Consider the following 25,478-nt stretch of genomic DNA (forward strand, 5'->3'; position numbering starts at 1 on the left):
CCATTGGAGCCGGTGCGACGCCTGGCGACCGCGCCAGCGTCGGCAATGCATGCTATAGGCAATTGGATTCGGCTGGCAAAGCGCTTCGCATGATTCGTGACGGAACCCCCTGGCATGGCTGTGATCGCTTCCGAGGCTAGTGACGCCGAGCCGGAATATCCGCGCCGCGCCGCCGTCGTCAGCTGGATCCTGTTCGATTGGGCCGCGCAGCCCTATTTCACCTTGATCACCACCTTCGTGTTCGCGCCCTACTTTGCGAACTTTGTGGCGCCGGATCCGGCGACAGGGCAGGCATTGTGGGGATTCGCCACTGCGGCCGCCGGGCTGACGATCGCCCTGCTGTCACCGGTTCTGGGCGCCATTGCCGACGCCAGCGGCCGGCGCAAGCCGTGGATCATCGGATTCGGCGCGCTGCTGGTGGTCGGGTCCTGCCTGATGTGGTTCGGAAGACCGGGCGATCCCGGCGTGATTGTGCCGCTGCTGGTCGCTTACGCCCTGGCGAGCGTCGGGATCGAATTTGCGACCGTCTTCAACAATGCGATGATGCCGAGTTTGGTGCCGCCGGAAAAGATCGGGCGGCTGTCCGGCAACGGATGGGCGACCGGCTATATCGGCGGGATTCTCAGTCTCGTGCTTGTGCTTGGCTTTCTTGCGGCAAGCCCTTCAACCGGGCGAACGCTGTTCGGCCTGGCACCGCTGTTTGGCCTCGACCCGATCAGCCACCAGGGCGACCGCATCACCGGCCCGCTGACTGCCATCTGGTTCATCATTTTCGTGCTGCCGATGCTGCTGCTGACGCCGGATTACCCGGCCAGGCGCCCGATCGGCGCGGCGGTGCGCGAAGGATTGCACGGATTGCGGCGAACGCTCGGCGAATTGCCGCGGCAGAAATCGCTGGGCAAGTTCCTGCTCGCCAACATGATCTACACCGACGGCCTGGTGTCGCTGTTTGCCTTTGGCGGCATCTACGCGGCCGGTACCTTCGGCTGGCGGACGATCCAGATCGGCAGTTTCGGAATCCTGCTGGCGATCGCCGGCACGTTCGGGGCCTGGCTCGGCGGCAAGCTCGACGACAGGGTGGGACCCCGGCGCGTTATCGCCGGCAGCCTGATGACCCTGCTGCTCGCCATTGTTGCGATCTTGCTGGTTGACAAGGATTCGATTCTGTTCATGCCGGTGGCGCCGCCTGCGGCGGATGGCGCGCTGTTTTCCGGCGCCGCCGAGCGCGCCTATCTCGTGCTGGGATGCCTGATCGGCGCCGCCGGCGGTCCGCTGCAGGCGGCGTCACGCTCGCTGCTGATTCGCCTCGCGCCAAAGGATCGCATCGCCCAGTATTTCGGATTGTTCGCGCTGACCGGAAAGGTCACTTCGTTCATCGGGCCGCTGCTGATCGGCGTGATCACGGCCTATACCGCGAGCCAGAAAGCCGGCATGGCGGTGCTGGTGCTGTTCTTCGTCGGGGGGCTGGCGCTGCTGGCGCGGGTGCGGGAGTAGTTCCAACGTCGTCATTCCGGGGCGCGCGTTAGCGCGAACTACGATGTGCAATTGCACATCGTGAGAATCTCGAGCCTCATCTCCGGATTCCGGGTTCATCGCTGCGCGATGCCCCGGAATGACGAGGGTGCATCAATGCCTGAAATGCCTGACGCCGGTGAACACCATGGCGATGCCGTGGTCGTCGGCGGCCTTGATGACTTCGTCGTCGCGCACCGAGCCGCCGGGCTGAATGACGGCGGTCGCGCCGGCCTCGATGCAGGCCAGCATGCCGTCGGCGAACGGGAAGAAGGCGTCGGATGCCACGACGGAACCCTTGGTGAGGGGTTCGGTTAATTTCAGTTCGGCGGCGGCGTCCAGCGCCTTGCGCGCGGCAATGCGGGCGGAATCGATCCGGCTCATCTGGCCGGCGCCGATGCCGACGGTCGCGAGATCCCTGGCATAGATGATGGTGTTCGACTTGACGTGCTTGGCGACACGGAACGCGAATTTGAGATCCCGCAGTTCGGCTTCCGAAGGCGCGCGACTGGTCACGACCTTCAGCGTCATGTCGTCGACCACGGCGTTGTCGCGGCTCTGCACCAGCATCCCGCCGGCGACGGTCTTGGCGGTCAGGCCCAGGCTGCGCGGATCAGGCAGGCCGCCTGCCAGCAACAGCCGTAGGTTCTTCTTCGCGGCGACGATCCTGATGGCTTCGTCGGTCGCATCCGGCGCGATGATCACCTCGGTAAAGATTTCGGTGATGGCGCGGGCGGACTCCGCGTCGAGCGTGCGGTTCAGCGCGACGATGCCGCCAAAGGCGGACGTCTGGTCGCAGGCCAGCGCCTTGCGGTAGGCAGTGAGCAGATCGGCGCCCTCGGCGACGCCGCAGGGATTGGCGTGCTTGACGATGACGCAGGCGGCGGTGCGTTTGGCGTCGAACTCGCCGATGCATTCATAGGCGGCGTCGGTATCGTTGATGTTGTTGTAGGACAGCTCCTTGCCCTGCAACTGCCGTGCGGTGGCGACGCCGGGGCGCCGGCCGGGCGTCGCATAGAACGCCGCCTTCTGGTGCGGGTTCTCGCCATAACGCAAGGACTGGATCAGGCGGCCGCCGAAGGCGCGGAAACCCGGGGCGTCGTTTTCCAGCACGCCGGCAAACCAGTTCGAGATTGCGGCATCGTAGGCGGCGGTGCGGGCGTAGGCCTTTGCCGCCAGCCGCCTTCGCAGCTTCAAAGTCGTTGCCCCCTCGTTGGCGGCGAGTTCGTCGAGCACGCCCTGATAGTCCTGCGCCTCGACGACCACGGCGACGTCATCGTGGTTTTTCGCGGCGGCGCGGATCATCGCCGGTCCGCCAATGTCGATGTTCTCGATGCAGTCATCAAAATCCGCGCCCTGATCGACGGTGGCCTCGAACGGGTAGAGATTGACGACGAGCAGATCAATCGGCGCGATGCCGTGCGCGTTCATCGCCTCGGCATGTTGCGGGTTGTTACGGATCGCGAGCAGGCCGCCATGCACCTTCGGATGCAGCGTCTTGACCCGGCCATCCATCATCTCTGGAAAGCCGGTGAGCTCAGAGACATCCCTGACCTTGAGCCCCGCCGCGGCGATGGCTTTCGCGGTGCCGCCGGTCGAGACGAGTTCGACGCCGTGGCCTGCCAGCGCCTTGGCAAACTCGATCAGGCCGGTCTTGTCGGAAACGGACAACAGGGCGCGGGCTACGCGGCGCGGATGATGATCGGTCATGGGTGGTTCCTGGGCCTGGCAGGTCAGCCGGTAGCATGGTTTTGCCGGTCATGAAACCAACAGGAAATCTGCCAGCGCCGCGTGTGGAAATCTCCCGGCCGGAGCGGTTCTAGAGCGGCAATTCCGGCTCGCGCTTGACGGCGGCCCGGGCGCCCGGCGCGGCGGCCAGCATCTTTGAACGCACGAAACTCCAGCGGATCGAGGTGGCGTTGCGCAAATCCTGCCGGATCACGATCTGGGACGTGCGGCGGGGTCCGTCATTGCCGGCCAGAAAAGCGCTGTCCTCGAGCTCGGCCTTGTCGTCGCGGGCCTCGAACGTCCAGACGTCGCGATTGGGCAATACCAGCATGATGCCGCGGCCATCGCTCAGCCGGCTCGCCTTCACCTGCGGGTGCAGATGAAACCGCACGGCAAAGTCGGTATCGACGTCCCTGCTTCGTGCGCCCTGTGCCTGCGCCACTGAGTCCTCGCCGTCCAGCCTGTTTCCGTCGCGGGCGATCATCAGCACCCGCCGGTGTACCACCCCGAACCGCGCCAGATAGCCGTCATGCGAGGTGGTCAGCAGTTCGCCGTTGGCCAGCGTTTCACGATGGCATTCCACATTCGCCGGACCGCTCACGACCGGCGAGCCCTGCAGCAGCCGCTTCATCGCCGACAGCTCGACAAACTGGCAGGAAGACGCGTCGTGATAGGTCAGGGTCGAGTGCGCCGCGGTGCTTCGCGCGAAGGCGCGCCAATTGTCGCGGCCTGTCGAAGGCATTCCACAATTGATGACGATCCGGCTCGACCCGGACGACAGCTCGAAGGCCAGACAGCCGGCGTGCGCCTCCTGGCTGACGCTCGGCGGTGGCGGTGGCCCCGTGTCCATGATGACGGTCGTGGCGCCGGCGTCGAGGCGCTGGAAGCCGGAGTGCGGCATGCTCGACATCGGCACGCCATGGGTGTCGTCATAGGCGAGCAGCGTCGCCACCAGATCCGACGGCGCGCTGCTCATGCCGTTGAACAGCGCAAAGCTGCCGTCGCCGTGACGGAAGAAGCGCAGCATCGGCATCATGCGGTCGATCGCGTTGAGCAGCGCCGGGGGCGGGGCGATGTTGCGGGCGGCAAAGGTCTGGCGCAGCGGCAGCATGTCGCTGAGCAATTCGACCAGCGCGCCCGGATTGCGCGAGATATGCCCGCCGTCGGGCATAATCTGCCGCTGCAGTTCGTCGGAAAGCCGCCGCGTCGCGAAGCGGATGTGACGTGCCTGGTTGGCAAGGCACAGCGCGGCGTAGCAGAGCGCGATCAGGACCTGCAGTCGCGGCACCCCGTCGGCGATGTCGAGCATGGTGTAGCGCAGGTAACGGATCTCACGGGTCAGCCCGCGCAGATACTTCCGGTAGAACTTGCCGTCGGTGTCGCCGAGCACCAGCGGCGCCTGCGACAACAGCGAGATCACGCGGCGCGCCAGCACGTCGGCGCGGCGTTCGGTCGAGCGCCGGCGGGTCGGGTTCGAGAGCCAGTCGTCGACCAGCGATCGGGCATTGGCACGGGTGAGCGCGGTGTCGGCCGCGCGAAGGTGCCGCAGCCATCCAAAGCCGAGCAGCGCCGCTTCCCAGTCCTGAGAAGGCGCCTCAAGATCGAAGATCGATCGGCCGTGGCAGGTCACGATCTTGCCCGCAAACACGAAACGGCCGGCATAGATTTCAGCCGCGCGGGTGGCGTCGGCGGTCCGGAGGTCGTGCGGCGCGATGATCAGACGGTCGGCGCGGCCGGGCCAAAGCCACGATGCCGCCACGGTTCCCCCGCTTGCGCGCGCAGCGATGCCCCGCGCAAAGCGGCTCATCATAAGCGTCGAGATGCGTCTGCGTTGAGCGACCGACACGCCGTGCCTTGCGATGGAGGGAGGGGTTTTTCTGGCGAATCCTTTTAATCCGGAAACGCCGACATGACACCACTTGAAAACCGGCGAATCACCCGAACCTCAGGAAATTCCGTTTTGGAATCAACATTTAACCAGACGTGCCGCGTAAAATCCATCCAGTCCGCCGAGCCGGGGGTCATCGTGCGGCAAATGGCAGGGCAGGGTGCGCAGATCGCCATTGAGGGTGACGATTTCGCTGAGGCCGGCAACCTCGCTTGCATCGACCGGGACGCGGCGAACGCCGGCTTCGGTGGCCAGCAGCGACGCAATCGCCTGCTCGCCTTCTTCCGGTTCCAGCGAACAGGTGCAATAGACCAGCGTCCCCCCTGGCTTCAGCAGCGCCACCGCCCGCTGCAGCAACCGCCTCTGCAGCGCCGCCAGCGCCGCGATATCGCCCTCCTGTCGCAACCAGGCCACGTCGGGGTGACGGCGGATGGTCCCGGTGGAACTGCACGGCGCGTCCACCAGCACGCCGTCATACTCTCCTTTGCCGCCGCCGGGCCATTCGGCGGCGTCGGTCACCACGTGGTCGGCCGGCAGCGCCAGCCGCGCCAGGTTGTCGCGCAGCCGCGCCATGCGCGTCGGCGAGCGATCGAGCGCGGTGACGCGCGCGCCGGCTTGCGCCAGCTGCGCGGTCTTGCCGCCGGGTGCGGCACAGAGATCCACGATGGCTTTTCCGCTGACGTCGCCGAACAGCCGCGCCGGCAGCGCCGCCGCCGCGTCCTGCACCCACCATTGTCCTTCGATGAAACCGGGGAGCATGGTCACCGAACCCTGCAGCAGGGTGCGGACGGTTCCGGTCGGCAACACTTCTCCATGCAGACGGGCCGCCCAATGCGTTGCGTCGGCCTTGACGGTGATGTCGAGCGACGGTTCATGGCCGATGGCTGTCGCCATCTCGCGTGCGGTGGTTTCGCCATAGGCGCCGATCCAGCGCGCCAGCAGCCATGGCGGAATGTCCAGGTTCTGCGATCGGACTTCGTCGATGAGCGGCTGGCCCTCCCTGGCGCAGCGGCGCAGCACCGCGTTGACGAGGCCGGCATATTTCGCGGCGCGGCGGTCTGACTGCACCAGCCGCACCGAAAGATCGACGGCGGCATGATCCGGCACGTCCATCCAGAGAATCTGCGCCGCGCCGATCAGGAGCGCGCTTTGCGCGCGGGGCGCATCGGTCGGGATGCCGCGATCAAGCAGCCGTGACAACACATGGCCGAGCGTGCCCAGGCGCCGCAGGATGGTCGCCACCAATCGCCGCATCAGCGCGCGGTCGCGGTCGGCCAGCGTCTTCAGTCCGGGATGCGCGCCGGCGCCGTCGAGCTGGTCGTCCAGGGTGCGTTGCTTGTGCAGAACGCCGTCGAGAATGTCGGCTGCGATGCGACGCGCCGCCAGACCCGGCACTTCGGAAGGTACTGCGAATCTTGAAGGAGGCATGGAGCGGCAATGTCCGGGAAGGAGGAAAGGTTCTGGCTCATGCCATGAAATGCAGGACTCCCTTGGCATGCGAATATGCCAAATGTAAGAATCGCCGCTGACGATTTCGGGATTGTGATCTCATGGCTGTATTCGATGCATGCTATCCCACGCGCGGTTCGGGAAAGTCATAAATGACCGACGATCCTTCTCCGCCCGCCGCGCCGGACGCGGAACACAAGAAGCTGACGCCCGCCGCGCGGCGCGCGCTGGCTGAGGCCGAGGCGCGCCGGAAGGCCGCTGCGGACCGCGCTTCGCCGCAGGCCAAGGAGTTCCAGGGTCCGAAGGGCCCGGAACCGACGCGGTATGGCGACTGGGAACGCAAAGGCATCGCTTCCGATTTCTGAGGCCCGATCTCCCGGATTCAAGGGAATGGCTTTGGGCTTTGCTGTTGGACCCGACTCAGGCCTAGTTCGGGTCATGTCCCGATTCGGCAGAATGAATGCCTACAGGCCCCCGCACCGAAACCGCTGGCGCCGCGGCGTAGCTATGGCTTTGCCGTGGGTGTTCATACTCTGCGTGGCGGCGGGGACGATGTTGCCGGTACGGCAATGGATGCACGAGCTATTCCCTGGCTGGACCGATTCGCCGCCAGCCATCGACAGCCAGGCGGCGCGCGATGCCGAGACGGTCTGGAGGCGGGCCGGAAGTCCCGAATTGCGTCACCCCGTCGATGTCATCCGGACCGTTGACGGCGATACCTTCGAGGGCCGCGTTCATTTGTCGCCGGACTTGAATTTGACCACCCGGATTCGTTTGCGCGGTATCGACGCGCCCGAGTTGAAGGCGTCTTGCCCGCAGGAGCTGAGCATGGCCGAAGCTGCGACGGCAGCGCTGCGCACATTGCTCGGCGAAGGCGATGTCAGGGTATTCAACATCGGGCCGGACAAATATCCCGGACGGGTCGTGGCCGACGTCACCACGAGGCGGAGCGGAAGTGCTGCGACGGCAATGATCGCGACAGGTCACGCGCGCAGCTATTCGGGCGGCCATCGCAGCGGCTGGTGCGCGAACGCAATTGCGAAGTAGAAGCCGTGAGATCGGGCGGAGCGCCGTCCCCTTCGCTGTTTCAGCGCGTGACGGTCACCTGGGTGCCAACAGGGACGCGCTGGTAAAGGTCCTTGATATCCTCATTAAGCATGCGGATGCAGCCGTAGGATACGAAGCCGCCGATCGAACCGGGAACGTTGGTGCCGTGAATGGCATAGGCGCCGCCGGCAAGCGTTAGCGCGGCGACGCCCATCGGGTTGCGCGGCGAGCCACCGGGAATGACTTCGGGCAAATTTGGCTTGTCGCGCCTTACTTCGTCCGGCGGCGACCATGCCGGGTTGAGATATTTGCCGTCGATCCGCGTGGTGCCGGACCACTGCCTGCCCGCCCTGCCGACCCCGACCGGATAGCGCATGGCACGTCCGGAATCCAGGATGAGGTAAAGGCGGCGTTCGCTGGTCTTCACCACGATTGTTCCCGGCGTGTAGCCGCCGTCGATCTCGACAACTTCCGGCCGCGCCTGCGCGGTTGTCGAAACGACGGCTGCCGCCCCGGCGAGAGCGGCCACGGCCAACGCAATCTTCAGCGACATATCAGCCCCATTTCGGTCCGCCTTGAACGCGACACAAGCCTCGCCGGCTTTCCATCTCGCCCACACGCGCAACTTAACCGCACCGTTGCTTTCAAAGGTCGGGACCATGGAAATGTTCCCAACAAGGTAAAGGATCTGAAAACAAAGGTACGAGGCGCCGACGGCGGGCGTGTTACGCCGAGGCCCCCTTCTTGTTTCGCCGGTTCTGCACGAGGTCTTCGACGACGGCCGGATCGGCCAAGGTCGAGGTATCGCCGAGGCTCGACGGCTCGTCCTCGGCGATCTTGCGCAGGATGCGGCGCATGATCTTGCCGGAACGTGTTTTCGGCAGGCCCGGCGCGAACTGGATCTGGTCGGGCGAGGCGATCGGACCGATATCCTTGCGCACCCATGCCACCAGTTCCTTGCGCAACTCCTCGCTGGGTTCAGAACCGGCCATCAGCGTCACATAGGCATAGATGCCCTGACCCTTGATGTCGTGGGGATAGCCGACCACGGCGGCTTCCGACACCTTGGCATGCGCCACCAGCGAACTCTCGACCTCGGCCGTGCCCATGCGATGGCCGGAGACGTTGATGACGTCATCGACGCGGCCGGTGATCCAGTAGTAGCCATCGGCGTCCCTGCGGCAGCCGTCGCCGGTGAAGTACTTGCCCTTGTAGGTCGAGAAATAGGTCTGCTCGAACCGGGCGTGGTCGCCATAGACGGTGCGCATCTGACCCGGCCATGACCTGGCGATGCAGAGGTTGCCGGTGCATTCGCCTTCCAGCACCTTGCCGTCGGCGTCGACGATCTCCGGCACCACGCCGAAAAACGGCCGCGTCGCCGAGCCGGGCTTCAATCTGGTGGCGCCGGGCAGCGGCGTGATCAAGATGCCGCCGGTCTCGGTCTGCCACCAGGTATCGACGATCGGGCAGCGACCGTCGCCGACCACGCGGTGATACCATTCCCAGGCTTCCGGATTGATCGGTTCGCCGACCGAACCCAGCAGGCGCAGGCTCTTGCGCGAGGTTTTCTGCACCGGCGCGTCGCCGCTCTGCATCAGCGCGCGGATCGCGGTCGGCGCGGTGTAGAAGATATTGACCTTGTGCTTGTCGATCACGTTCCAGAACCGCGAATTGTCAGGGTAGTTCGGCACGCCCTCGAACATCAGCGTGGTCGCGCCGTTCGCCAGCGGACCATAGAGGATATAGCTGTGGCCGGTGACCCAGCCGACGTCGGCGGTACACCAGTAGATGTCGCCATCGTGATAGTCGAACACGTATTGATGCGTCATCGACGCGAATACGAGATAGCCGCCCGAGGTGTGCAGCACGCCCTTGGGCTGGCCGGTCGAACCCGATGTGTAGAGAATGAACAGCGGGTCTTCCGCCTTCATGTGCTCGACCGGGCACTCCGTCGTCACCATCTCGGCGGCTTCGTGGTACCAGAAATCGCGCGTCGGATTCATGTCGACGGGCGCGCCGGTCCGCTTGACGACCACGACCCAGTCGACCCCGCCTGCTTTCTCGACCGCGGCATCGACATTGGCTTTCAGCGGCACCTTCTTGCCGCCGCGCAGTCCCTCGTCGGCGGTGATGATGATCTTGGACTGGCAATCGGTGATGCGCTGGGCGAGGCTGTCCGGCGAGAAGCCGGCGAATACCACGGAATGAATGGCGCCGATCCGCGCACAGGCCAGCATCGCGTAGGCCGCTTCCGGAATCATCGGCAGGTAGATGGTGACACGGTCGCCCTTCGCGACATTCCGGGTGCGCAGGATGTTGGCCATCTTGCAGACTTCGTCGTGCAGCTGGCGATAGGTGATGTGTTTGGATTGCGAGGGATCGTCGCCCTCCCAGATGATGGCGGTCTGGTCGCCGCGCTTGTCGAGATGCCGGTCGATGCAGTTCCAGGCGACGTTCAGAACGCCATCCTCGAACCATTTGATCGAGATGTTGCCGGGGGCATACGAGACGTTCTCGACCTTGGTAAAGGGCTTCATCCAGTCGACGCGCCCGGCCTGTTCGGCCCAGAAGCCGTTGGGGTCCGAAACCGAGCGGGCGTACATTTCACGGTACCTGGCGTCATCGACCCAGGCGCGTTTTTGCCAATCCGCGGACACCTCGTAGATCTTTTCGGACATCTTTCCCTCCACTCGTTGCGGCGCCGCATTTCGCTGGCTGCAAACGCTCTTGATGGCGGCGATGATTATGCGTCGCGGGATGACGCGCGGACAAGGCGGAAGCGCCCGCTACCTTGGTAGGCGTCCCGTCAGCGACCCCGGCGACCGCGGCTGGCCCGCCCCGCCCCCGCTCGGGACGCAAAAAATCAACGCTGTTGCCGGATAGGTTTTCGAAGACGGTATCAATATACCGTTCGTCACATAATCGGGACTCGCAATGTAAAGGGTTACCCCCTAAATGGCCTGCCCGGGGTCGGACGGCCCCTGGGAACCAAGTCCTGACCGGGGCATTCCCCGCAGGCAACCGGAGTTGGACCACAACGGCTATGATGGATCAGAGTTTCGAGGCTGCGCGGCCCGTTTCCGCCGATCCTGCCGTTGCGTTGGCGGAAGCGCTCGGGCAATTGCCGAAAAAGAGCGCCAAGACGTCCGCCGCCCAGGCCGCTCCCGCCAAGACCTCGGTGGAGGACTTGGCCGAGGAGCACGGCCTCAAGCTCGGCGACCAGAACGGCCTGACTATCCGTCGCATCAAGCGCGGCAAGGGTTATTCATTCATTCGCGCCAACGGAACCGCGATCCGTCACGCCGGCACCATCCGGCGGCTGCATTCGATGGCGGTGCCGCCGGCCTACCGCGATGTCCGCTATTCGGCCGATCCGACCTCGCATCTGCAGGCCGTCGGCCTCGATGCGGCAGGGAGGCTGCAATACCGCTACCACGCCGATTGGGAGAAGGTGCGCGAGCAGCGCAAGGCCCATCGGCTGGCGCGGCTGGTGGCGGCGCTGCCGAAAATCCGCCGCAACGTGTCGGCGCATCTGTCCGGCGACCAGCCGACCCGCGAATTTGCGCTGTCGGCCGTGATCGAGCTGATCGCGCGCACCGCGATCCGGCCGGGCAACGAATCCTACGCCCGCCTCAACGGCACCCGCGGCGCCACCACCCTGCTGAAGTCCAACGTCGTGCTGGAAGACGACAGCGTGGTCCTGACCTTCAAGGCCAAGGGCGGCAAGGCTGTGCGCAAGGAATGCGACGCCGCCAAGCTGGTGCGCGCGATCGGCATCCTGCGCAACCTGCCGGGCAAGCGCATGTTCCAGTACCGCGACAATTCAGGCACGGTGCGCACCGTCTCGACCGCCACCGTCAACACCTTCCTGCGCGAGATCGCCGGCATCAGGATTTCGCTGAAGGATTTCCGCACCCTGATGGCGTCCGCCGTGGTGCTGGAATCGCTGTCGCGGGTGTCGCCGGCGGCCAGCGCCAACGGGCGCAAGAAGCAGGTGCTGGATGCGGTGCGCGCCGCCGCCGACGAACTGTCGAACACGCCCGCGATCTGCCGCAGGAGCTATGTCCACGACACCATCGTCACCGCGTTCGAAGACGGCATCCTCGAGCGCTTTGCCGCGACGTTGAAGGGCTATCGCACCCAGGCCAAGCGCGAGGCGCTGCTGGCGCAGGTGGTGACGGCGGCGGGGGCTTGACCTTTCTTCCTTCTCCCCTTGTGGGAGAAGGTGGCGCGAAGCGCCGGATGAGGGGTTCTCTCGACTGAGGTGCTCGCAGAGCGAACCCCTCACCCGTCTCGCCGCCGCTCCGCGACGGCGATCCACCCTCTCCCACAAGGGGAGAGGCAAAGAGAAGGGCACTACAGCCCGCCCATCTTGCAGACCATCTTCCACTCTTTCGCGGTCACCGGCTGCACCGACAGCCGCGAATATTTCACCAGCGCCATGTCCGCCAGCTTCTTGTCGGCTTTGATCGCGGCCATCGTCACCGGCGTCTTCAGGGGCTTGTCCGCCTTGATATCGACGCAGACGAATTTGCCTGATGCGTCGGTCGGGTCGGGATAAGCCTCCTTGATGATCTCCGCGATGCCGACGATCTCCTTGCCCTCGTTGGAATGATAGAAGAAGGCGCGGTCGCCCTTCTTCATCGCGACGAGATTCTGCCGCGCGGTGAAGTTGCGTACGCCGGTCCAGGCCTCGCCTTTGGCGCCCTTGGCGACCTGCTGGTCCCACGACCACACCGAGGGTTCGGATTTCACCAGCCAGTACGCCATCGTCACTCCTCCGCCCTGAACGGCCGCGTCAGCAGCGCTTCGATCGCGGCGTCGATCGTCGCCCTGCCGCTCAGGACGGCGGCCACCGCGCTTGATACCGGCATCTCGACATTCGCCGAGGCCGCGAGTTCGACCAGTACCGGCGCGGTGAATTCACCCTCGGCGAGCTTGCCGCGGTCCGGCGGCTCGCCGCGTGCCAGCGCGATACCCAGCGCAAAATTGCGCGACTGCGGGCTGGAGCAACTGAGAATCAGATCGCCGAGGCCGGAAAGCCCGGCCAGGGTTTCGCTGCGGGCGCCGCAGGCCCGCCCGAGGCGGGCGAGTTCGCTGAAGCCGCGCGTGGTCAGTGCGGCCAGCGCCGAGGCGCCGAGCGTGCGGCCCTCGACGATGCCGGCCGCGATCGCCAGCACGTTCTTGGCCGCGCCGCCGATCTCGACGCCGCGGACGTCAGTGGTGTGATAAGGGCGGAAGGTTGCCGAACCCAGCGCCTGCACCAGCGCGCCGGCGAGCTTTTCGTCGTTCGTCGCGAGGGTGACGGCGGTCGGCAGCCCGCGCGCCACGTCGTCGGCGAAACTCGGCCCCGAGAGCATCGCCGGCGTCGCCTGCGGCGCGGCTTCCGCGATCACTTCGGTCATGAATTTATGGGTGCCGCGCTCGATGCCCTTGGCGGTCGCGATCACGGGCGTGGCCCTCTTCAGGTGCGGCGCCAGCGCTTTGACGGCGTCACGCAGATACTGCGCCGGCGTCGCGATCAGAACGATGTCCGCGCGCGCGGCGGCCGCAATGTCGGCAGCGATCCGGATGCGGCCGTCGATGCGTACACCGGGCAGGCGCGGATTGCTGCGGGTCGATTGCATTTGCGCGGCGGCTTCAGCGCTACGCGCGCAAAGCGTGACGTCGCGCCCGGCCCGCGCGGCAACGTCGGCAAGCGCGGTGCCCCACGCTCCCGCGCCGATGACCGCGACCGACTGAAAGGATCCCATATCAAAATCCCGCGCGGGTATTGCTGTAACCATCAGGTGCCGTGGCGTCGGCATCGAGCCGCCAGCGGGCGCGCGGCGGCGCGTCCATCGTGTCGGTCAGTCCGAGCGCCAATCGTTCCGCGCCGGCCCATGCGATCATCGCGCCATTGTCGGTACACAGCAGCGGCGGCGGAATGATCAGCGTGGTCTGCGCCTTGGTCGCGACCTCCTGCAATGCGTCGCGGATGGCGTTGTTGGCGGCAACGCCGCCGGCGGCGACCAGCGCGCGCGGCGGGCCGAACCGCTCGTGAAACAATCTCAGGCCCACGCTCAACCGGTCCGCGGTCGATTCCAGCACCGCGGCCTGAAAGCCGGCGCAGAGATCGTTGATGTCCTGCGGCGCGAGCGGCGCGATCCGGCTGGCCTCGTTGCGAACCGCGGTCTTCAGTCCCGACAGCGAGAAATTGGCATCCGGCCGCCCGAGCATCGGCCGCGGAAAGGCGAACCGCTTGGCGTCGCCGCCTGCGGCCCTGCGTTCGACCTCCGGCCCGCCGGGATAGGGCAGCGACAGCATCTTGGCGACCTTGTCGAAGGCTTCGCCCATCGCGTCGTCGACGGTGGTGCCGAGCCGCACATAGTCGCCGACCCCGAGCACGGCGACGATCTGGGTATGGCCGCCGGAAGCAAGGAACAGGCAGTAGGGGAAGGCGAGCGCGCAGGTCAGCCGCGGCGTCAGCGCATGGGCTTCGAGATGATTGACCGCAATCAGCGGTGTATCATGCACCATCGCGATCGCCTTCGCGGTGGTGAGGCCGACGATGACCCCGCCGATCAGCCCCGGACCTGCGGCGGCGGCGACCGCGGACAGCTCGGCAAAGCCGGTGTTCGCTTCCTTCATGGCCTGGCCTATGATGCCGTCGAGCAGGTCGACATGGGCGCGTGCCGCGATTTCCGGCACCACGCCGCCGAACCGGGCGTGCTCGGCGGTTTGCGAGTGCACGATATTGGACAGGATCCTGCCGCTGCCGTCGGCCCGGCGTTCGACCACGGCGGCCGCGGTTTCATCGCAGGTGGTCTCGATCCCCAGCACCAGCATCGGCGTGTCGTTGTCCAATTTGAGCCCGTGCGCTATCGCCGGCAGAAACGCTTCCGTAACCGGGTAGCATTACGAGGTTACAGCGTGCAATCGTCGGCAATGTCGAAATCGCTCCCCCGGAGATATGATCCATGGCCGTTCTGGTGACGCGCCCGCATCCGGACGATGAGGCGACGGCCAGGGCGCTGCGCGCGCGGGGGTTCGATGTCTTGCGCGCCCCGATGCTCCGGTTCGAGCCGGTCCCGTTCCAGGACGACGCCGACGCCCGCTACGGCGCCGTCATCGTCACCAGCGCCAATGCGTTGCGCGCCATCGCGTCCCATCTCGCGGGCAGCCGGCTGCTGAAGCTGCCGCTGTTCGCCGTCGGCGACCACACCGCCGCCGCGGCCCGCGATGCCGGATTTGGCGAGGTGATCGCCTCCGGCGGCGATGCCGGCGCCTTGCGCGATCTGGTGCTGGCCGCCGTGAAGTCGAAGCGACTGCAGAAGGCCAGTCCGCTCCTGTATCTCGCGGGAGCCGATCTCGCGCGCGACCTTGCGGGGGAACTCGGCCAGAAGGGCTTTACGGTGGTGACGCAGACGACCTACCGGATGGTCCCGGCGTCCGGCCTGCCACGCGAAATTTGCGACGCTTTCCTGGCCAACCGGATCGAGGCGGTACTGCATTACTCACGCCGCAGCGCCCGCGCATTTCTCGAGGCGGCCCGCTCGGCGGGGGTGGAAATATCGGCATTGGCGCTGCCGCAATACTGCATTTCCGCCGCCGTCGCCGCCATCCTGCGGGATGCCGGCGCCACCCAAGTCACGGCAGCAATTTCGCCGGACGAAAACGCCCTGCTCGATTCCCTCGGCCGTTCCCTGCGGCCCTGATGAAGACTCTAGGCTTTTAGTCTGAGCATGATCTTGCCGGAAAATCGGTGCCTCGATATCCGGATCATGCTCTAACAAACCCGATCCTGCCGATGTCCGGCACCTGAACGTTTAGGGAACTGCGGTAATGGTCGATGAAAGGCCCGACGAGAAGGGATCACCGACGGGTTCGGACCGGCCCCGGCGGGCGCCGCCCACCATCGATCTGGAGGCGACCGAGGTTTCGACCGCGGCGGAAGGCGCCGGCGATGCGCCAGATCCGCCTGCGCCCGAGTTCCCACCGAAGTCGCCGGTGACGGAGCCGGCACCGCGGCCGGTTTCCCCCTGGATCATTGCCCCCGTCGCCGGCGCGTCCGCCGCGGCGCTGGTGATCGGCGTCGGCTGGATGCTGGGATGGCCTCCGATCCAGCCCGCCTCCGCGCCGCAGCCTCATTCCGCCGCCGTCGAGGGTCTTTCGGCCCGGATCACCGGGCTGGAATCGAAAATCAGCAAGCCCGCCACCGATCCGGCCGCGTCTGCGCGCGCCGAGGCCGCTGAAAAGGCCGTCGCGGCTCTGCGTGGGGAACTCGCCGCCGCCCGCGCCCAAAGCGAGCAACTCGCCTCCGTCGTCAACGAACTGAAATCAGCGCCGCGCGGTGACGGCGCGGCGTCGCCGGATCTGTCTGCCATCGGCGCACGCCTCGCCAGGCTGGAGAGTGAGGTCAAGGCGCAAGGCGCCGAAATCGCGGTGCAAGCCGGCAAGATCGCCGATGCCGGGGCGGCAAATGCCAAACCCGCCGACGATGTGCCGCTGCGCCGCGTGGTGGCGTCGGCGCTGCTCGACGTGCTGGTGCGCGGCGGCGATCCCTACAAGGCGGCGCTTTCGGCTGCGAAATCGTTGGCGGCCGCTCCCGACGCCTTGAAGCCGCTCGATCCATTCGCGGACACGGGCGTGCCGAACGCCGGCAAGCTCAGCGCCGAATTGCTGGCGCTGGCGCCGAAGCTGTTGCCGGCCACGCAACAGGATACGGCCACGGCAGGCTCCGGCATCGTCGATCGGCTGCAGGCGGGCGCGGCCAGGCTGGTCAAGATCGAGCGCACCGACACCGCCGGCAACGACCGCGCCGCATTGGTCGCGCGGATCACCGCGGCGGCGCAGCGCAACGATTCCAACGAAGCGCGGCGGGAGTTGAAGACGCTGGCGCCGGCCGATCGCGCCGCCGCGCAAGCCTGGCTCGACAAGGCCGACGCGCGCGACGCCGCGCTCGCCGCATCCCGTCAATTCGCCGCTGACGCCATGGCCACGCTGGGCAAACCGGCGCAATAGGGATTTCGATGCTCCGGATCATCCTGTTTCTGCTGTTGATTGCGCTCGGTGCGGCCGGCGCGGCCTGGATCGCCGAACAGACCGGCGATGTCATGCTGTCGTGGGGCGGCTGGCGCATCCAGACCACGCTGCCGGTGTTCGTGCTGGCGCTCGGCATCGTCGTGGTCGCTGCCATGATGCTGTGGGCGATCCTGCGCGGCCTGTGGCGCGCGCCGGCGCGGCTGCGGCGCAGCCGCCGCGAACGGCGTCAGGCCCGCGGCCGGCAGGCGATCACGCAAGGGCTGCTGGCGATCGGGCACGGCGATTCCGCCGCCGCCCGCGCCCATGCCGAGACCGCGCGCAGGCATGCCGCGCAGGATCCGCTGGCGCTGCTGCTGCATGCGCAATCGGCGCAGCTCGACGGCGACCGCGAAGCCGCGCGGCGCGTCTTCCGCGCCATGGCCGAGCGCGAGGACACGCGGCTGTTGGGCCTGCGCGGCCTGTTCATCGAGGCGCAGCGCGCCGACGATCCGGTCGCCGCCGTCATGGTGGCCGAGGAAGCGTTGAAGCTGTCGCCGTCGTCGCCATGGGCGTCGCACGCGGTGCTGGGCTTCTGCTGCGCCAAGGGCGACTGGGCCGGGGCGCTGAATATCCTCGACCAGAATCAATCCGCCGGGCTGATCGACAAGGCGACCTATCGCCGGCAGCGCGGCGTGCTGCTGACGGCGCGGGCGATCGAACTGGAAAAGGTCGATCGCGACCTGTCGCGCGAGAGCGTGATGGAAGCGGTCAAGCTGGCGCCGACGCTGGTGCCGGCCGCGGTGCTGGCCAGCAAGTTCGAAAGCGAGGCGCACCAGGTGCGGCGCGCGATGCGGCTGGTCGAGACCGCGTGGCTGGCGCAGCCGCACCCTGATCTCGCCGACGCCTATGCACATGTGAAGCTCGGCGATTCCGCCCGCCAGCGGCTGGTGCGGGTCGAGACGCTCGCCGCCAAGGCGCCCGGCCATATCGAGGGCGCGCTGGCGATTGCGCGCGCGGCGATCGACGCCGCCGAGTTCGCCAAAGCGCGCGAGGCGCTGGCCCCCTTCATCGCAGCACCAACCCAGCGGGTCGCGCTGCTGATGGCCGAACTGGAGCGCACCGAGCATGGTGATTCCGGCCGCGCCCGGGCGTGGACCTTGCGCGCGGTGCGCGCGCGGCACGATCCGGCCTGGACGGCGGACGGCTATGTCAGCGAGAGCTGGCGGCCGGTCTCGCCGGTATCGGGGCGGCTCGACGCCTTCCAGTGGCAGACGCCGGTCGCGGCCCTTCCCTCCGACAAGGGCGACGCGCTCGAATCCTCCGCCTTCGAGGAGGCCATGCTGGCGACGCCGCGCCGGGCGGTGGTGATCGAGCCGCCGCGGTCCGGTGAAGCTGAGGAGGCTGCGCTCGCGCCGGCGCCGCTGCCGTCCGCGGCCGCGCAGGACAATGCGCCGGCGGCCGAAGCCGAGCCGGTTGCTTCCGAACCCGCGCCCGCCGAAGCCCGGCCCTTGGCCGCCGCCACCGCAGCGACGGCGCCCTCACCCGCACCGGCCAGCCCGGCGCCTGTTGCGCCCGCTCCGCTGTTCCGCGCCCGCCGGGATATCCCGAAGGCGGTTCCGGCCCCGATTCCCGCCGTGATTCCCATCATCCGCGCGCCCGACGATCCCGGCGTCGACGACGACGCCGCGCCCGACGAATTCGCCGACCAGATCGGCCCGCCCAAGGCCCAGGCCGGCGGCTGGCGCGGATTCCTGTCCCGGTTGGGCGGCAACTGACGGCGCGATGCCAGCGTTTTTCTTGCCAACCGGGGCGGTGCCCGATATCAGGTGCGGGCGTTTCGGCTCAGCCGCCGAACGCCGCTTCGGTCCGCCGCAATAGCTCAGTTGGTAGAGCACGTCATTCGTAATGACGGGGTCACAGGTTCGAGTCCTGTTTGCGGCACCACGTTTTGCGACCTCCAAACATACGAGGGCACGTCGCTCGCTTGCAGTAGTTGCGTGATCTATCTCACATAACAAAACGTCCACCCGAAATAATTTCCCCTCGCACCTCAAGGGGAGATTCATCATGCGTAAACTCATTCTGATCGCAGGGTTCGTTTTCGCTTCCGCCGCCGCGCAGGCGGGCGACCGCGGCCTCTCGATGGCCGGGAGCGAGACCACGGCCGTGACCGCGCCGGCCAGGGTAACCGACGCGCAAAAAACCGCCGAGGCGCCGCTGGCGGTGGAAGCGCCCAAAGAAGCACCCAAGGCGGAAGCCCCGAGATACATCGAGCGGCCGGCGGTCGTCGAGCCCCGGCTCGAAACCAACAAGCCCGACGCGATCAAGGCCCCGGCGGCCAAGGTCGAGCAGCCCGTCGCCGAGCCCGCCAAGCCGGTCGCGAAGAAAGCGTCGTCGTCGTCGCGGAGCGCGAAACCGCGCAGCAGCCGCTACTGGACTGAAGCCCGCATCATTCGCGAGCTGAACCGGCACGGCATCTTTTGGTAATAAGCCAAGCAAAACGCGCCCTTCGGGTTTGAATCCGAAGGGCGCGTTTGGCATTCGACAAGGCCGAAGCCGATATCGGCCTGCCGCAAAATCCCTATTGCGAAACCGTCTGCACCACGCTGCTGATTGGGCGGCTGGCGACGGCCGGAGTTTTCTGGTCTTTCGCCAGCATGGCGTCATACTCGGGCAGGGTTTCGAGCGGCTCTTTGGCCTTCATCTGCACGACCTTGTAGCCGCCGGCCTTGAGGCGGCGCAGCAGCGCCGGCAGGGCCAGCGCGGTGTTCTTCTGCAGATCGTGCATCAGGATGACGCCCTTGCCCTGCCTGTCCAGCTTGGTCATGACGGTCTGGATCACCTGGTCCGGGCCTGACGATTTGAAGTCGTTGGAATCGACGTCGCAGGAAAACATCGCGATGTTGCGGGTGCCGAGATAGCCCATTGCAGCCTGGGTATGGGCGAGCGCGGGGAAACGGAAGAACGGCGCCGGCGCCGAACCGATCGCCATCTTCACGGCGCTGAAACCCTTCTCGATCTCCTCCCTCACCTGCGGCTCCGTCAGCTTCTTGCTGTCGAGATGCGCGTGCGACCAGGTGTGCGATCCCACGGTGTGGCCGGCCGCGGCGACCTGGCGAAGGATCTCGGGGTGATAGGTCGTGTGCTTGCCGACGGGAAAGAAGATCGCCTTGGTGCATTCGTCGGCCAGCGCCTTCAGCACCGCGGGCGTGGTCGGCCAGGGACCGTCGTCGAAGGTCAGCACCACCTCCTTGTCGGTCAGGAAGTCGAACTGCTTGTATTGCAGGAAGCCGAAGCCCGGCCCGCCCGTGGTGTTGATCACCACCGTGCGGCTGACGCCAAGCGCATCGGGATTGGCGCAGGTCGATTTCGCGCCCTGGGGCGAGATTGCGGGTGCGGGGGCCGGCGCCGGCTTCAGCAGTGAAGCCGTAACCTCGAGATCATCCCTCGGCGCGGTCCTGGCCGCGGCTGGCGCCGGGGCGGCCTTGCCGGTGGCGATGGTCTGGGAGGGTTTTGCGGCGGCGCGCGGCGGGGAAGTCCAGAACCAGAAACCGGCGATGGCCACCGACGATACAACACTGGCCAGCATCAGGCCCAACGCACTACGCATCGCTACGCTTTCCTTTACTCGGGGCACACACAGGCAACGCCCCATTAATGCGAACGATGTCTTAACGCCCCACCAACGGCGGCCGGGTCAGGTCGGGAAAAACAGGATTTTAAACCGGGATTTACCCTGAGTGACATCTGTCACAGTCGAGTTCCCGGTTTCGGCGCATGCTGTGACCATCAACAACGGGCCCGCATGGCCGGACCAAAGGGAGCCGACAATGACCACTCTGTTTACCAGCACCGTTCGCAAGGTCAGTCTAGCGCTGGCTTTGGTTGCCTCGTTCTCCGCTGTCGCCTCGACCAGCAGCTTTGCCTTCAGTTCGGAAGCGCAGCAGCAGTGCACCGGCGACGCGTTCCGCCTCTGCAGTTCGGAAATCCCCAACATTCCGAAGATCACCGCCTGCATGGTGAAGCATCGCGCGGATCTCAGCGCCGGTTGCCGCGGCGTGATGGATCGCGATATGGCCGCCCAGAAGTCCGGCAAGCTCGCCGCCCAGTAACGCCGGCGACCCCAAGTCCTCGAAAAACGCTTGCGCGATCAGACGCAGGCGTTTTTTCGTTTCCGGCGGCCTGCAGAGACGGACGTCGGCCGAGTTGGCCCTCCCACAAATGCGTTGCGGCCCGAATTGGCGCGATCTATAGCGTCCCGATGCAAACAGCTGCCGGTTCGCGCCAGAAAGGCCCGTCGAAGCGGGAATCCAGGGCTTCGGTTCCGATTCGATCAGAACCGGGTGCAGCGCGCCATTGGCGCTTCCGGAGAATGCCGAGGCCTCGCCCATGACCAAGATTCTTTTCATCATTCCGCTGGTTCTGATGGCGACGGCTGCGCCGGCCCAGCAGGGACATGACGCCTGCGCGCGCGACGTCTCGCGGTTTTGCCGGGCGCAGATGCAGGAGGGTGACCAGATCATCCTGGCCTGCCTGAAACAGAATCGCGCCCGCCTCAGCAAGGCCTGCCAGCAGATGCTGGCCAGCCACGGACAGTAGAAAGCCGCTGCGGCGTCGGAGCCTTTCCCGTTTCGATGGATTGCCGGCTTCTTGATAAGTGGGCGCGCCCCGGTCCTGCCGCATCGAGTGGCCGGCAGCTCAGGCCGCGTGTACCGATGCTTTGTAGCGCGGCCTTGCGCGGCGCTCCGGCGGCCGAACTTCGACATATTCGACGGCAAGGAAATGCTCGGTCACGGTCACCCGTTCGACGATCGCCACTTCCATGCCCGACAAGGTTACTTCTGGAAGCGGCGCTTCCTGGTCAGTCGCCTCAGGAACGAGCGCCGGCGATTCGATCCGTGGAAACACGGCGAACTCGCCCGCCACCTCCGGGAGCGGCTTCTGCTTGTCTGCCCAGTGCAGGGCGGTGTAGTCGAAGCCATGCACGATGGTAGGTTTGACGATTTCGAAATAGGGCGAGATGTCGAAATCGCGCGGCATGTAGAGCGAGGAATCGCGGATGTGCAGGATCTCGCGCCGGGCCTTGCGGGAGGCCGCGCGGGTGATCTTGGGCAGGATCGGATAGCGCACCGCGTCGAACGCCTGTGCGATCAGCGCCGAGCAGATGATCTTGGTGGGATCGCCGGAGCCGAACGCGATGATGCGCCGCCGCCAGCGCTGCGGCACCGGCAACGGGATCAGATAGCGCATCAGGTCGACGATGTTCTTGGTGTCGTAGCCAAAGCCGATCCGGTTGATGGCGTAACGGCACACCGTGGTGCGGTCCTCGAACGACAGGCCGATCGGACGGCAGACGCGGGTGTGGTACGGATAGTATTTCGACAACGGCGCCGAGGTCACGCCTTCGCCGATATTGGCCTCGATCAGGACATGCGGCTCGCCGTCGGGTTCGGCCGCGCCGTCGATCGGGCCGACATAGAGCGCGGCATGCGACCAGGTGGATTGCGTGAGGTATTTGATGATGCCGGAAATCCGGTTGTTGCCTTCGACCAGCAGCACGTCGCCGGGCGCGATGACGCCGCGCAGATGCTCGGGATCGCTGGGCGTGAACGGCTCATAGCCGGGGATTTCCTTCTGCAGGTAGCCCGCGATCACCTTGCCGACGGTATCGAGCATCACGCCCATCAAACTATCCCCGTAGCGGCTCTCTGTCCGCTTTTCTTGCACCCTTTATCATGGTCGCAAGGCGTTTCAATTTAGTTCCTGCCTTAGACGGTTCAATCATGATTGATTCACCATGAGTGTTGCCGCGTATGATGAGATGCTGCAGAGTTCGCGGGCTGTTCTGTTTCCTTCAAGGCTTCGGAAACCATGACATGACAATGACCCGCCGCCGCTTCCTGTCGGCGTCCGCGGCGCTGGCGGCAACTCCGGCTTTTTCCGGCGCGCGCGCCGGCGCCGCGCCGCTGCCGCGCGAGGCCGACATCGTCGTGATCGGCGCGGGTGCTGCCGGCATTGCGGCGGCGCGGCGGGTGATGGCGGCGAACCGCAAGGTGATCGTGGTGGAGGCGGCGAACCAGGTCGGTGGACGATGCCAGACCGACGCTTCGACATTCGACCTGCCGTTCGATCGCGGCGCGCGCTGGATGTATAATCCCGAGACCAATCCGATGATCAAGCTGGCGCGGTCGGCCGGGTTCGAGATCACGACGGCGCCGTCCGGCCAGAAGATCCGCATCGGACGCCGCTACGCGCGCGCCGGCGAAACCGAGGAGATGCTCGCAGCGCTGGTGCGCGCCAACCGCGCCATCGATGAAGCCTCGCGCCGGCTGGATGTTTCGTGCGCCTCTGTCCTGCCGAAGGATCTCGGCGACTGGGCCGGCGCGGCGGAGTTCGTGCTCGGCGCCGGCTTCTCGGGCAAGGACCTGAAGGATCATTCCACCGGCGACAAGGCCCGTGCCCAGGACCGCAACACCGCGATCGGCTGCCGTCAGGGACTGGGCACGCTGGTCGCCAGGCTCGGCGAGCCGGTGCCGCTGGCGCTGTCGACGCCGGCCAATCGTATTGCCTGGAGCAATCGCGAGGTCTTTGTCGAAACGCCGGCCGGCAGGATCGCGGCGCGCGCCGCCGTGATCACGGTGTCGAGCAACGTGCTAGTCGCCGGAAATATCAGGTTCGCGCCGGAACTCCCGAAGCGTTCACTCGATGCGATCTCAAGGCTCAGCCTCGGCAGCTATGACCGGATCGCGCTGCAATTGTCCGGAAATCCGCTGGGGCTTGCGCGCGACGAAGTTGTCATCGAGCAGAGCAGCTCAACAAGGACGGCGCTGATGCATGCCAATATCGGCGGATCCTCGCTCTGTACGATCGACGTCGGCGGCGCGTTCGGCCGCGACCTCTCCGCGCAGGGCGAGGCGGCCATGGTCGCGTTTGCGAGGGAATGGCTGATGAAACTGTACGGCAGCGATATCGCTTCCGCGGTGAAGAAATCCGGCGCGACGCGCTGGAATGCCGCGCCGTTCGTGCTCGGTGCGATGTCGGCCGCCAGTTCCGGCGGGCAATCGTCGCGAAAGGTGCTGAGCGAGCCGATCGGCTGCATGTATCTTGCCGGCGAGGCCACCCATGAGACGCTGTGGGGAACGGTCGACGGCGCCTGGGAGAGCGGCGAGCGCGCCGCCGAAGCCGCCTTGCGACGGATCGGCGCGCTGAGGGATCAGGAGCCCGCGCGGCCCGCCAAGCCGCGGCGTGCGCCGGCTTCCCCGACAAACTGATGCCCCGTCCGAAAGCGTTGATCTCCTGGTCGAGCGGCAAGGACTCGGCGTTTGCGCTGCATGAAGTGATGCGCGCGGGCGCGTTCGAGGTGGTCGGCGCGCTGACGACGGTAACCGAAACCTTCGGCCGGGTTTCGATCCATGGCGTGCGGCAGGATATCTTGCAGGCGCAGTGCGAAGCCGCCGGCCTGCCGCAGCGGATCGTGCCGATTCCCTATCCCTGCCCGAACGAGGTCTACGAGGCGCGGCTGGGCGAGGCGGTCGCAAACGCGGTTGCCGACGGCGTCACCCACATGATCTTCGGCGATCTGTTCCTTCAGGATATCCGCGCCTATCGCGAACAGAAACTCTCAGGCAGCGGAATCACGCCGGTGTTTCCGCTCTGGGACCGGCCGACGCCGGCGCTGGCTCGGGCCATGATCGCAAGTGGCCTTGAGGCCCATCTCGCCACGGTCGATCTCAAAAAGTTGCCGGCGGCATTCGCCGGCCGCAAATTCGACGCGAGCCTGCTGGCCGACCTGCCCTTGGGCGTCGACGCTTGCGGCGAGAACGGCGAGTTCCACACCTGCGTGGTGGCGGGGCCGATGTTCTCGCGGCGGATCGCGGTCATGGCAGGCGAGCGCGTCGAGCGCGACGGTTATGCGTATTGCGATCTGGTGCTGGCTTAACGCAGCACGCCGTCCAGCGCCGGCAATCCGATAACCACCGAGGCGGCGATCAGCGCGTATGAGATCCCGCGGAATAGTGCCTCAGAGGCTCTGCCGAACAGCGACGCACCGAACCAGATGCCGATGGCATAGAACGGGCCGACCACGAACGCGAACTTGATCGAAGCGGTCGTGATCAATCCGGCGGTTGTATAGCTGATGCTGGAAAGGATGGCCGAGGCGCCGAAGTACAGCACGATGTTGGCCCGCGCGATGGCGGAAGCGATCGGGCGGCCGAGCCAGTAGGCGACGATCGGCGGCCCGCCGGTCTGGGCCAGTCCGCTGCAGAAACCGGCGAGGCTGCCAATGCCGACCGTGATCGCCGCATGATCCTTGCCGCGATAGCGCCAGCCCGAGAGCAGCAGAAGCAACAGCGCGAAAACGAAGGTCGAAATGATCCAGCGCGTGGTGACGGGTTCGAGCCGGCTCAGGAAATAGGTTCCGATCGGCACGCCGATCAGGGCGCCGCAGACCATGATCGCAGTCGCCTTGCGGTCCGCTTGCTTCCAGGCATTCGGAAGCAGCGGCGCGGCGGCGACGAAATCGATGAGCAGAAGCAACGGGGCGACCAGCCGCGGATCCGCGATAGAACTCGCCAGCGGCATGAAGATCAAGGCCGCGCCGAAGCCCGAAAACCCGCGCGCCGTTCCCGCGACGAAGGCGATGGCGCAAATCGCGATCGCCGCGTTGCTGCCGATCTCGGCCGGAATGAGGTCCGAAAGACTCATGCTTTCCCGCGTGGTGAGAAGAGGTCGAAACGCAGCCACGCCGCAGCTGCGCTCCTTCTCCCGCTTGCGGGGGAAGGCCGGGATGGGGGTGCCGCCACAAGCGACACTGTTTGCGTGGAGAGAGTTTCCCCCACCCGCATCGCAT

At 66.3% G+C, this 25,478-nt stretch carries 23 protein-coding genes and 1 tRNA gene; 13 read left to right on the forward strand and 11 right to left on the reverse strand.

The features are described from left to right. Positions 1-114 precede the first annotated feature (114 nt). Entirely contained in the window at positions 115-1,494 is a 1,380-nt protein-coding gene (locus Q0D31_RS06905) for an MFS transporter (protein WP_291847416.1), read from the forward strand. Positions 1,495-1,626: 132 nt separating this feature from the next. Here Q0D31_RS06905 and purH read toward each other — a convergent pair whose 3' ends face one another. The 3 genes from purH to Q0D31_RS06920 all read right to left on the reverse strand — a co-directional run bounded on the left by purH (position 1,627) and on the right by Q0D31_RS06920 (position 6,556). Continuing rightward, positions 1,627-3,222 (reverse strand): bifunctional phosphoribosylaminoimidazolecarboxamide formyltransferase/IMP cyclohydrolase, encoded by a 1,596-nt coding sequence (gene purH / locus Q0D31_RS06910; protein ID WP_291847420.1) that lies wholly within the window; start codon positions 3,220-3,222, stop codon positions 1,627-1,629. 109 nt (positions 3,223-3,331) lie between these two features. Continuing rightward, positions 3,332-5,047, reverse strand: a complete 1,716-nt coding sequence (locus Q0D31_RS06915) for a heparinase II/III family protein (protein ID WP_291847423.1) — start codon at positions 5,045-5,047, stop codon at positions 3,332-3,334. A 159-nt stretch (positions 5,048-5,206) separates the two neighbouring features. Further along, a complete protein-coding gene (locus Q0D31_RS06920) occupies positions 5,207-6,556 on the reverse strand; it encodes an RsmB/NOP family class I SAM-dependent RNA methyltransferase (protein WP_291847426.1) in 1,350 nt (449 codons plus the stop codon). Positions 6,557-6,729: 173 nt separating this feature from the next. On the opposite strand from Q0D31_RS06920, the gene Q0D31_RS06925 reads away from it, so the two are divergent. Next, the gene (locus Q0D31_RS06925) at positions 6,730-6,942 is read left to right on the forward strand and encodes a DUF1674 domain-containing protein (protein WP_291847430.1); all 213 of its coding nucleotides are present in this window, start codon (positions 6,730-6,732) and stop codon (positions 6,940-6,942) included. 142 nt (positions 6,943-7,084) lie between these two features. Next, on the forward strand, positions 7,085-7,624 hold the full coding sequence (locus Q0D31_RS06930) for a thermonuclease family protein (RefSeq protein WP_291847433.1): 540 nt from the start codon (positions 7,085-7,087) through the stop codon (positions 7,622-7,624). 40 nt (positions 7,625-7,664) lie between these two features. Here Q0D31_RS06930 and Q0D31_RS06935 read toward each other — a convergent pair whose 3' ends face one another. Together Q0D31_RS06935 and acs are read right to left on the reverse strand one after the other, a co-directional pair. Beyond that, the gene (locus tag Q0D31_RS06935) at positions 7,665-8,177 is read right to left on the reverse strand and encodes a L,D-transpeptidase (RefSeq protein WP_291847436.1); all 513 of its coding nucleotides are present in this window, start codon (positions 8,175-8,177) and stop codon (positions 7,665-7,667) included. A gap of 172 nt (positions 8,178-8,349) precedes the next feature. Beyond that, the gene (gene acs, locus Q0D31_RS06940) at positions 8,350-10,302 is read right to left on the reverse strand and encodes an acetate--CoA ligase (protein ID WP_291847439.1); all 1,953 of its coding nucleotides are present in this window, start codon (positions 10,300-10,302) and stop codon (positions 8,350-8,352) included. Between the two features lie 365 nt (positions 10,303-10,667). Between acs and Q0D31_RS06945 the strand changes: the two genes are divergently transcribed. After that, positions 10,668-11,819, forward strand: coding sequence for a DNA topoisomerase IB (locus Q0D31_RS06945; protein WP_291847442.1), 1,152 nt, complete (start codon positions 10,668-10,670; stop codon positions 11,817-11,819). A gap of 161 nt (positions 11,820-11,980) precedes the next feature. On the opposite strand, the gene Q0D31_RS06950 is transcribed toward Q0D31_RS06945, so the two are convergent. Genes Q0D31_RS06950 through tsaD form a run of 3 tightly spaced genes read right to left on the reverse strand, consistent with a single transcriptional unit; the run spans position 11,981 to position 14,452 of the window. Next, positions 11,981-12,394 carry an EVE domain-containing protein gene (locus Q0D31_RS06950; protein ID WP_291847445.1) on the reverse strand — a complete coding sequence of 138 codons (414 nt, stop codon included), beginning with the start codon at positions 12,392-12,394 and terminating at the stop codon, positions 11,981-11,983. Positions 12,395-12,396: 2 nt separating this feature from the next. Beyond that, positions 12,397-13,377: an NAD(P)H-dependent glycerol-3-phosphate dehydrogenase gene (locus Q0D31_RS06955; protein WP_291847448.1), complete on the reverse strand. Its 981-nt coding sequence runs from the start codon at positions 13,375-13,377 to the stop codon at positions 12,397-12,399. Between the two features lies 1 nt (position 13,378). Continuing rightward, the gene (gene tsaD / locus Q0D31_RS06960; RefSeq protein ID WP_291848143.1) at positions 13,379-14,452 is read right to left on the reverse strand and encodes a tRNA (adenosine(37)-N6)-threonylcarbamoyltransferase complex transferase subunit TsaD; all 1,074 of its coding nucleotides are present in this window, start codon (positions 14,450-14,452) and stop codon (positions 13,379-13,381) included. 131 nt (positions 14,453-14,583) lie between these two features. Here tsaD and Q0D31_RS06965 point away from each other — a divergent pair, with 131 nt between their 5' ends. From Q0D31_RS06965 to Q0D31_RS06985, 5 genes are all read left to right on the forward strand, one after another. After that, positions 14,584-15,321: a uroporphyrinogen-III synthase gene (locus tag Q0D31_RS06965; protein WP_291847450.1), complete on the forward strand. Its 738-nt coding sequence runs from the start codon at positions 14,584-14,586 to the stop codon at positions 15,319-15,321. Positions 15,322-15,448: 127 nt separating this feature from the next. Next, a complete protein-coding gene (locus Q0D31_RS06970; protein WP_291847452.1) occupies positions 15,449-16,627 on the forward strand; it encodes a hypothetical protein in 1,179 nt (392 codons plus the stop codon). A gap of 8 nt (positions 16,628-16,635) precedes the next feature. After that, positions 16,636-18,402 carry a heme biosynthesis HemY N-terminal domain-containing protein gene (locus tag Q0D31_RS06975; RefSeq protein WP_291847454.1) on the forward strand — a complete coding sequence of 589 codons (1,767 nt, stop codon included), beginning with the start codon at positions 16,636-16,638 and terminating at the stop codon, positions 18,400-18,402. Between the two features lie 93 nt (positions 18,403-18,495). After that, positions 18,496-18,571, forward strand: a tRNA-Thr gene (locus Q0D31_RS06980). Positions 18,572-18,694: 123 nt separating this feature from the next. After that, entirely contained in the window at positions 18,695-19,114 is a 420-nt protein-coding gene (locus tag Q0D31_RS06985; RefSeq protein WP_291847456.1) for a hypothetical protein, read from the forward strand. Between the two features lie 94 nt (positions 19,115-19,208). Here the strand turns inward: Q0D31_RS06985 and Q0D31_RS06990 are convergent, their stop codons facing one another. Next, positions 19,209-20,237, reverse strand: a complete 1,029-nt coding sequence (locus Q0D31_RS06990; RefSeq protein ID WP_291847459.1) for a polysaccharide deacetylase family protein — start codon at positions 20,235-20,237, stop codon at positions 19,209-19,211. 220 nt (positions 20,238-20,457) lie between these two features. On the opposite strand from Q0D31_RS06990, the gene Q0D31_RS06995 reads away from it, so the two are divergent. Next, positions 20,458-20,739, forward strand: a complete 282-nt coding sequence (locus Q0D31_RS06995; RefSeq protein ID WP_291847461.1) for a hypothetical protein — start codon at positions 20,458-20,460, stop codon at positions 20,737-20,739. Positions 20,740-21,016: 277 nt separating this feature from the next. Further along, a complete protein-coding gene (locus tag Q0D31_RS07000; RefSeq protein WP_291847463.1) occupies positions 21,017-21,226 on the forward strand; it encodes a hypothetical protein in 210 nt (69 codons plus the stop codon). A 99-nt stretch (positions 21,227-21,325) separates the two neighbouring features. Here the strand turns inward: Q0D31_RS07000 and Q0D31_RS07005 are convergent, their stop codons facing one another. Beyond that, positions 21,326-22,312: a YiiX/YebB-like N1pC/P60 family cysteine hydrolase gene (locus Q0D31_RS07005; protein WP_291847465.1), complete on the reverse strand. Its 987-nt coding sequence runs from the start codon at positions 22,310-22,312 to the stop codon at positions 21,326-21,328. Between the two features lie 191 nt (positions 22,313-22,503). On the opposite strand from Q0D31_RS07005, the gene Q0D31_RS07010 reads away from it, so the two are divergent. Continuing rightward, a complete protein-coding gene (locus Q0D31_RS07010) occupies positions 22,504-23,898 on the forward strand; it encodes an FAD-dependent oxidoreductase (RefSeq protein WP_291847467.1) in 1,395 nt (464 codons plus the stop codon). Next, a complete protein-coding gene (locus tag Q0D31_RS07015; RefSeq protein ID WP_291847469.1) occupies positions 23,898-24,566 on the forward strand; it encodes an adenine nucleotide alpha hydrolase in 669 nt (222 codons plus the stop codon). Before Q0D31_RS07010 ends, Q0D31_RS07015 begins: the two co-directional genes overlap by 1 nt. Here Q0D31_RS07015 and Q0D31_RS07020 read toward each other — a convergent pair. Then, positions 24,563-25,333, reverse strand: a complete 771-nt coding sequence (locus Q0D31_RS07020) for a sulfite exporter TauE/SafE family protein (RefSeq protein ID WP_291847471.1) — start codon at positions 25,331-25,333, stop codon at positions 24,563-24,565. The two genes, Q0D31_RS07015 and Q0D31_RS07020, sit on opposite strands and share 4 nt — an antisense overlap. Positions 25,334-25,478: the final 145 nt, after the last annotated feature.

The organism is Bradyrhizobium sp., assembly GCF_022844465.1.
GTDB lineage: Bacteria > Pseudomonadota > Alphaproteobacteria > Rhizobiales > Xanthobacteraceae > Bradyrhizobium.

Bases quoted from the DNA above. Each gene is read 5' to 3' on its own strand.
- Q0D31_RS07015 (WP_291847469.1), top strand. From the start codon at position 23,898: ATGCCCCGTCCGAAAGCGTTGATCTCCTGGTCGAGCGGCAAGGACTCG.
- Q0D31_RS07020 (WP_291847471.1), bottom strand. From the start codon at position 25,333: ATGAGTCTTTCGGACCTCATTCCGGCCGAGATCGGCAGCAACGCGGCG.
- Q0D31_RS06925 (WP_291847430.1), top strand. From the start codon at position 6,730: ATGACCGACGATCCTTCTCCGCCCGCCGCGCCGGACGCGGAACACAAG.
- Q0D31_RS06955 (WP_291847448.1), bottom strand. From the start codon at position 13,377: ATGGGATCCTTTCAGTCGGTCGCGGTCATCGGCGCGGGAGCGTGGGGC.
- Q0D31_RS06935 (WP_291847436.1), bottom strand. From the start codon at position 8,177: ATGTCGCTGAAGATTGCGTTGGCCGTGGCCGCTCTCGCCGGGGCGGCA.
- Q0D31_RS06945 (WP_291847442.1), top strand. From the start codon at position 10,668: ATGATGGATCAGAGTTTCGAGGCTGCGCGGCCCGTTTCCGCCGATCCT.
- Q0D31_RS07000 (WP_291847463.1), top strand. From the start codon at position 21,017: ATGACCAAGATTCTTTTCATCATTCCGCTGGTTCTGATGGCGACGGCT.
- Q0D31_RS06970 (WP_291847452.1), top strand. From the start codon at position 15,449: ATGGTCGATGAAAGGCCCGACGAGAAGGGATCACCGACGGGTTCGGAC.
- Q0D31_RS06905 (WP_291847416.1), top strand. From the start codon at position 115: ATGGCTGTGATCGCTTCCGAGGCTAGTGACGCCGAGCCGGAATATCCG.
- Q0D31_RS07005 (WP_291847465.1), bottom strand. From the start codon at position 22,312: ATGGGCGTGATGCTCGATACCGTCGGCAAGGTGATCGCGGGCTACCTG.
- Q0D31_RS06930 (WP_291847433.1), top strand. From the start codon at position 7,085: ATGGCTTTGCCGTGGGTGTTCATACTCTGCGTGGCGGCGGGGACGATG.
- Q0D31_RS06985 (WP_291847456.1), top strand. From the start codon at position 18,695: ATGCGTAAACTCATTCTGATCGCAGGGTTCGTTTTCGCTTCCGCCGCC.
- tsaD (WP_291848143.1), bottom strand. From the start codon at position 14,452: ATGCTGGTGCTGGGGATCGAGACCACCTGCGATGAAACCGCGGCCGCC.
- Q0D31_RS06915 (WP_291847423.1), bottom strand. From the start codon at position 5,047: ATGAGCCGCTTTGCGCGGGGCATCGCTGCGCGCGCAAGCGGGGGAACC.
- purH (WP_291847420.1), bottom strand. From the start codon at position 3,222: ATGACCGATCATCATCCGCGCCGCGTAGCCCGCGCCCTGTTGTCCGTT.
- acs (WP_291847439.1), bottom strand. From the start codon at position 10,302: ATGTCCGAAAAGATCTACGAGGTGTCCGCGGATTGGCAAAAACGCGCC.
- Q0D31_RS06920 (WP_291847426.1), bottom strand. From the start codon at position 6,556: ATGCCTCCTTCAAGATTCGCAGTACCTTCCGAAGTGCCGGGTCTGGCG.
- Q0D31_RS06995 (WP_291847461.1), top strand. From the start codon at position 20,458: ATGACCACTCTGTTTACCAGCACCGTTCGCAAGGTCAGTCTAGCGCTG.
- Q0D31_RS06965 (WP_291847450.1), top strand. From the start codon at position 14,584: ATGGCCGTTCTGGTGACGCGCCCGCATCCGGACGATGAGGCGACGGCC.
- Q0D31_RS07010 (WP_291847467.1), top strand. From the start codon at position 22,504: ATGACAATGACCCGCCGCCGCTTCCTGTCGGCGTCCGCGGCGCTGGCG.
- Q0D31_RS06950 (WP_291847445.1), bottom strand. From the start codon at position 12,394: ATGGCGTACTGGCTGGTGAAATCCGAACCCTCGGTGTGGTCGTGGGAC.
- Q0D31_RS06990 (WP_291847459.1), bottom strand. From the start codon at position 20,237: ATGCGTAGTGCGTTGGGCCTGATGCTGGCCAGTGTTGTATCGTCGGTG.
- Q0D31_RS06975 (WP_291847454.1), top strand. From the start codon at position 16,636: ATGCTCCGGATCATCCTGTTTCTGCTGTTGATTGCGCTCGGTGCGGCC.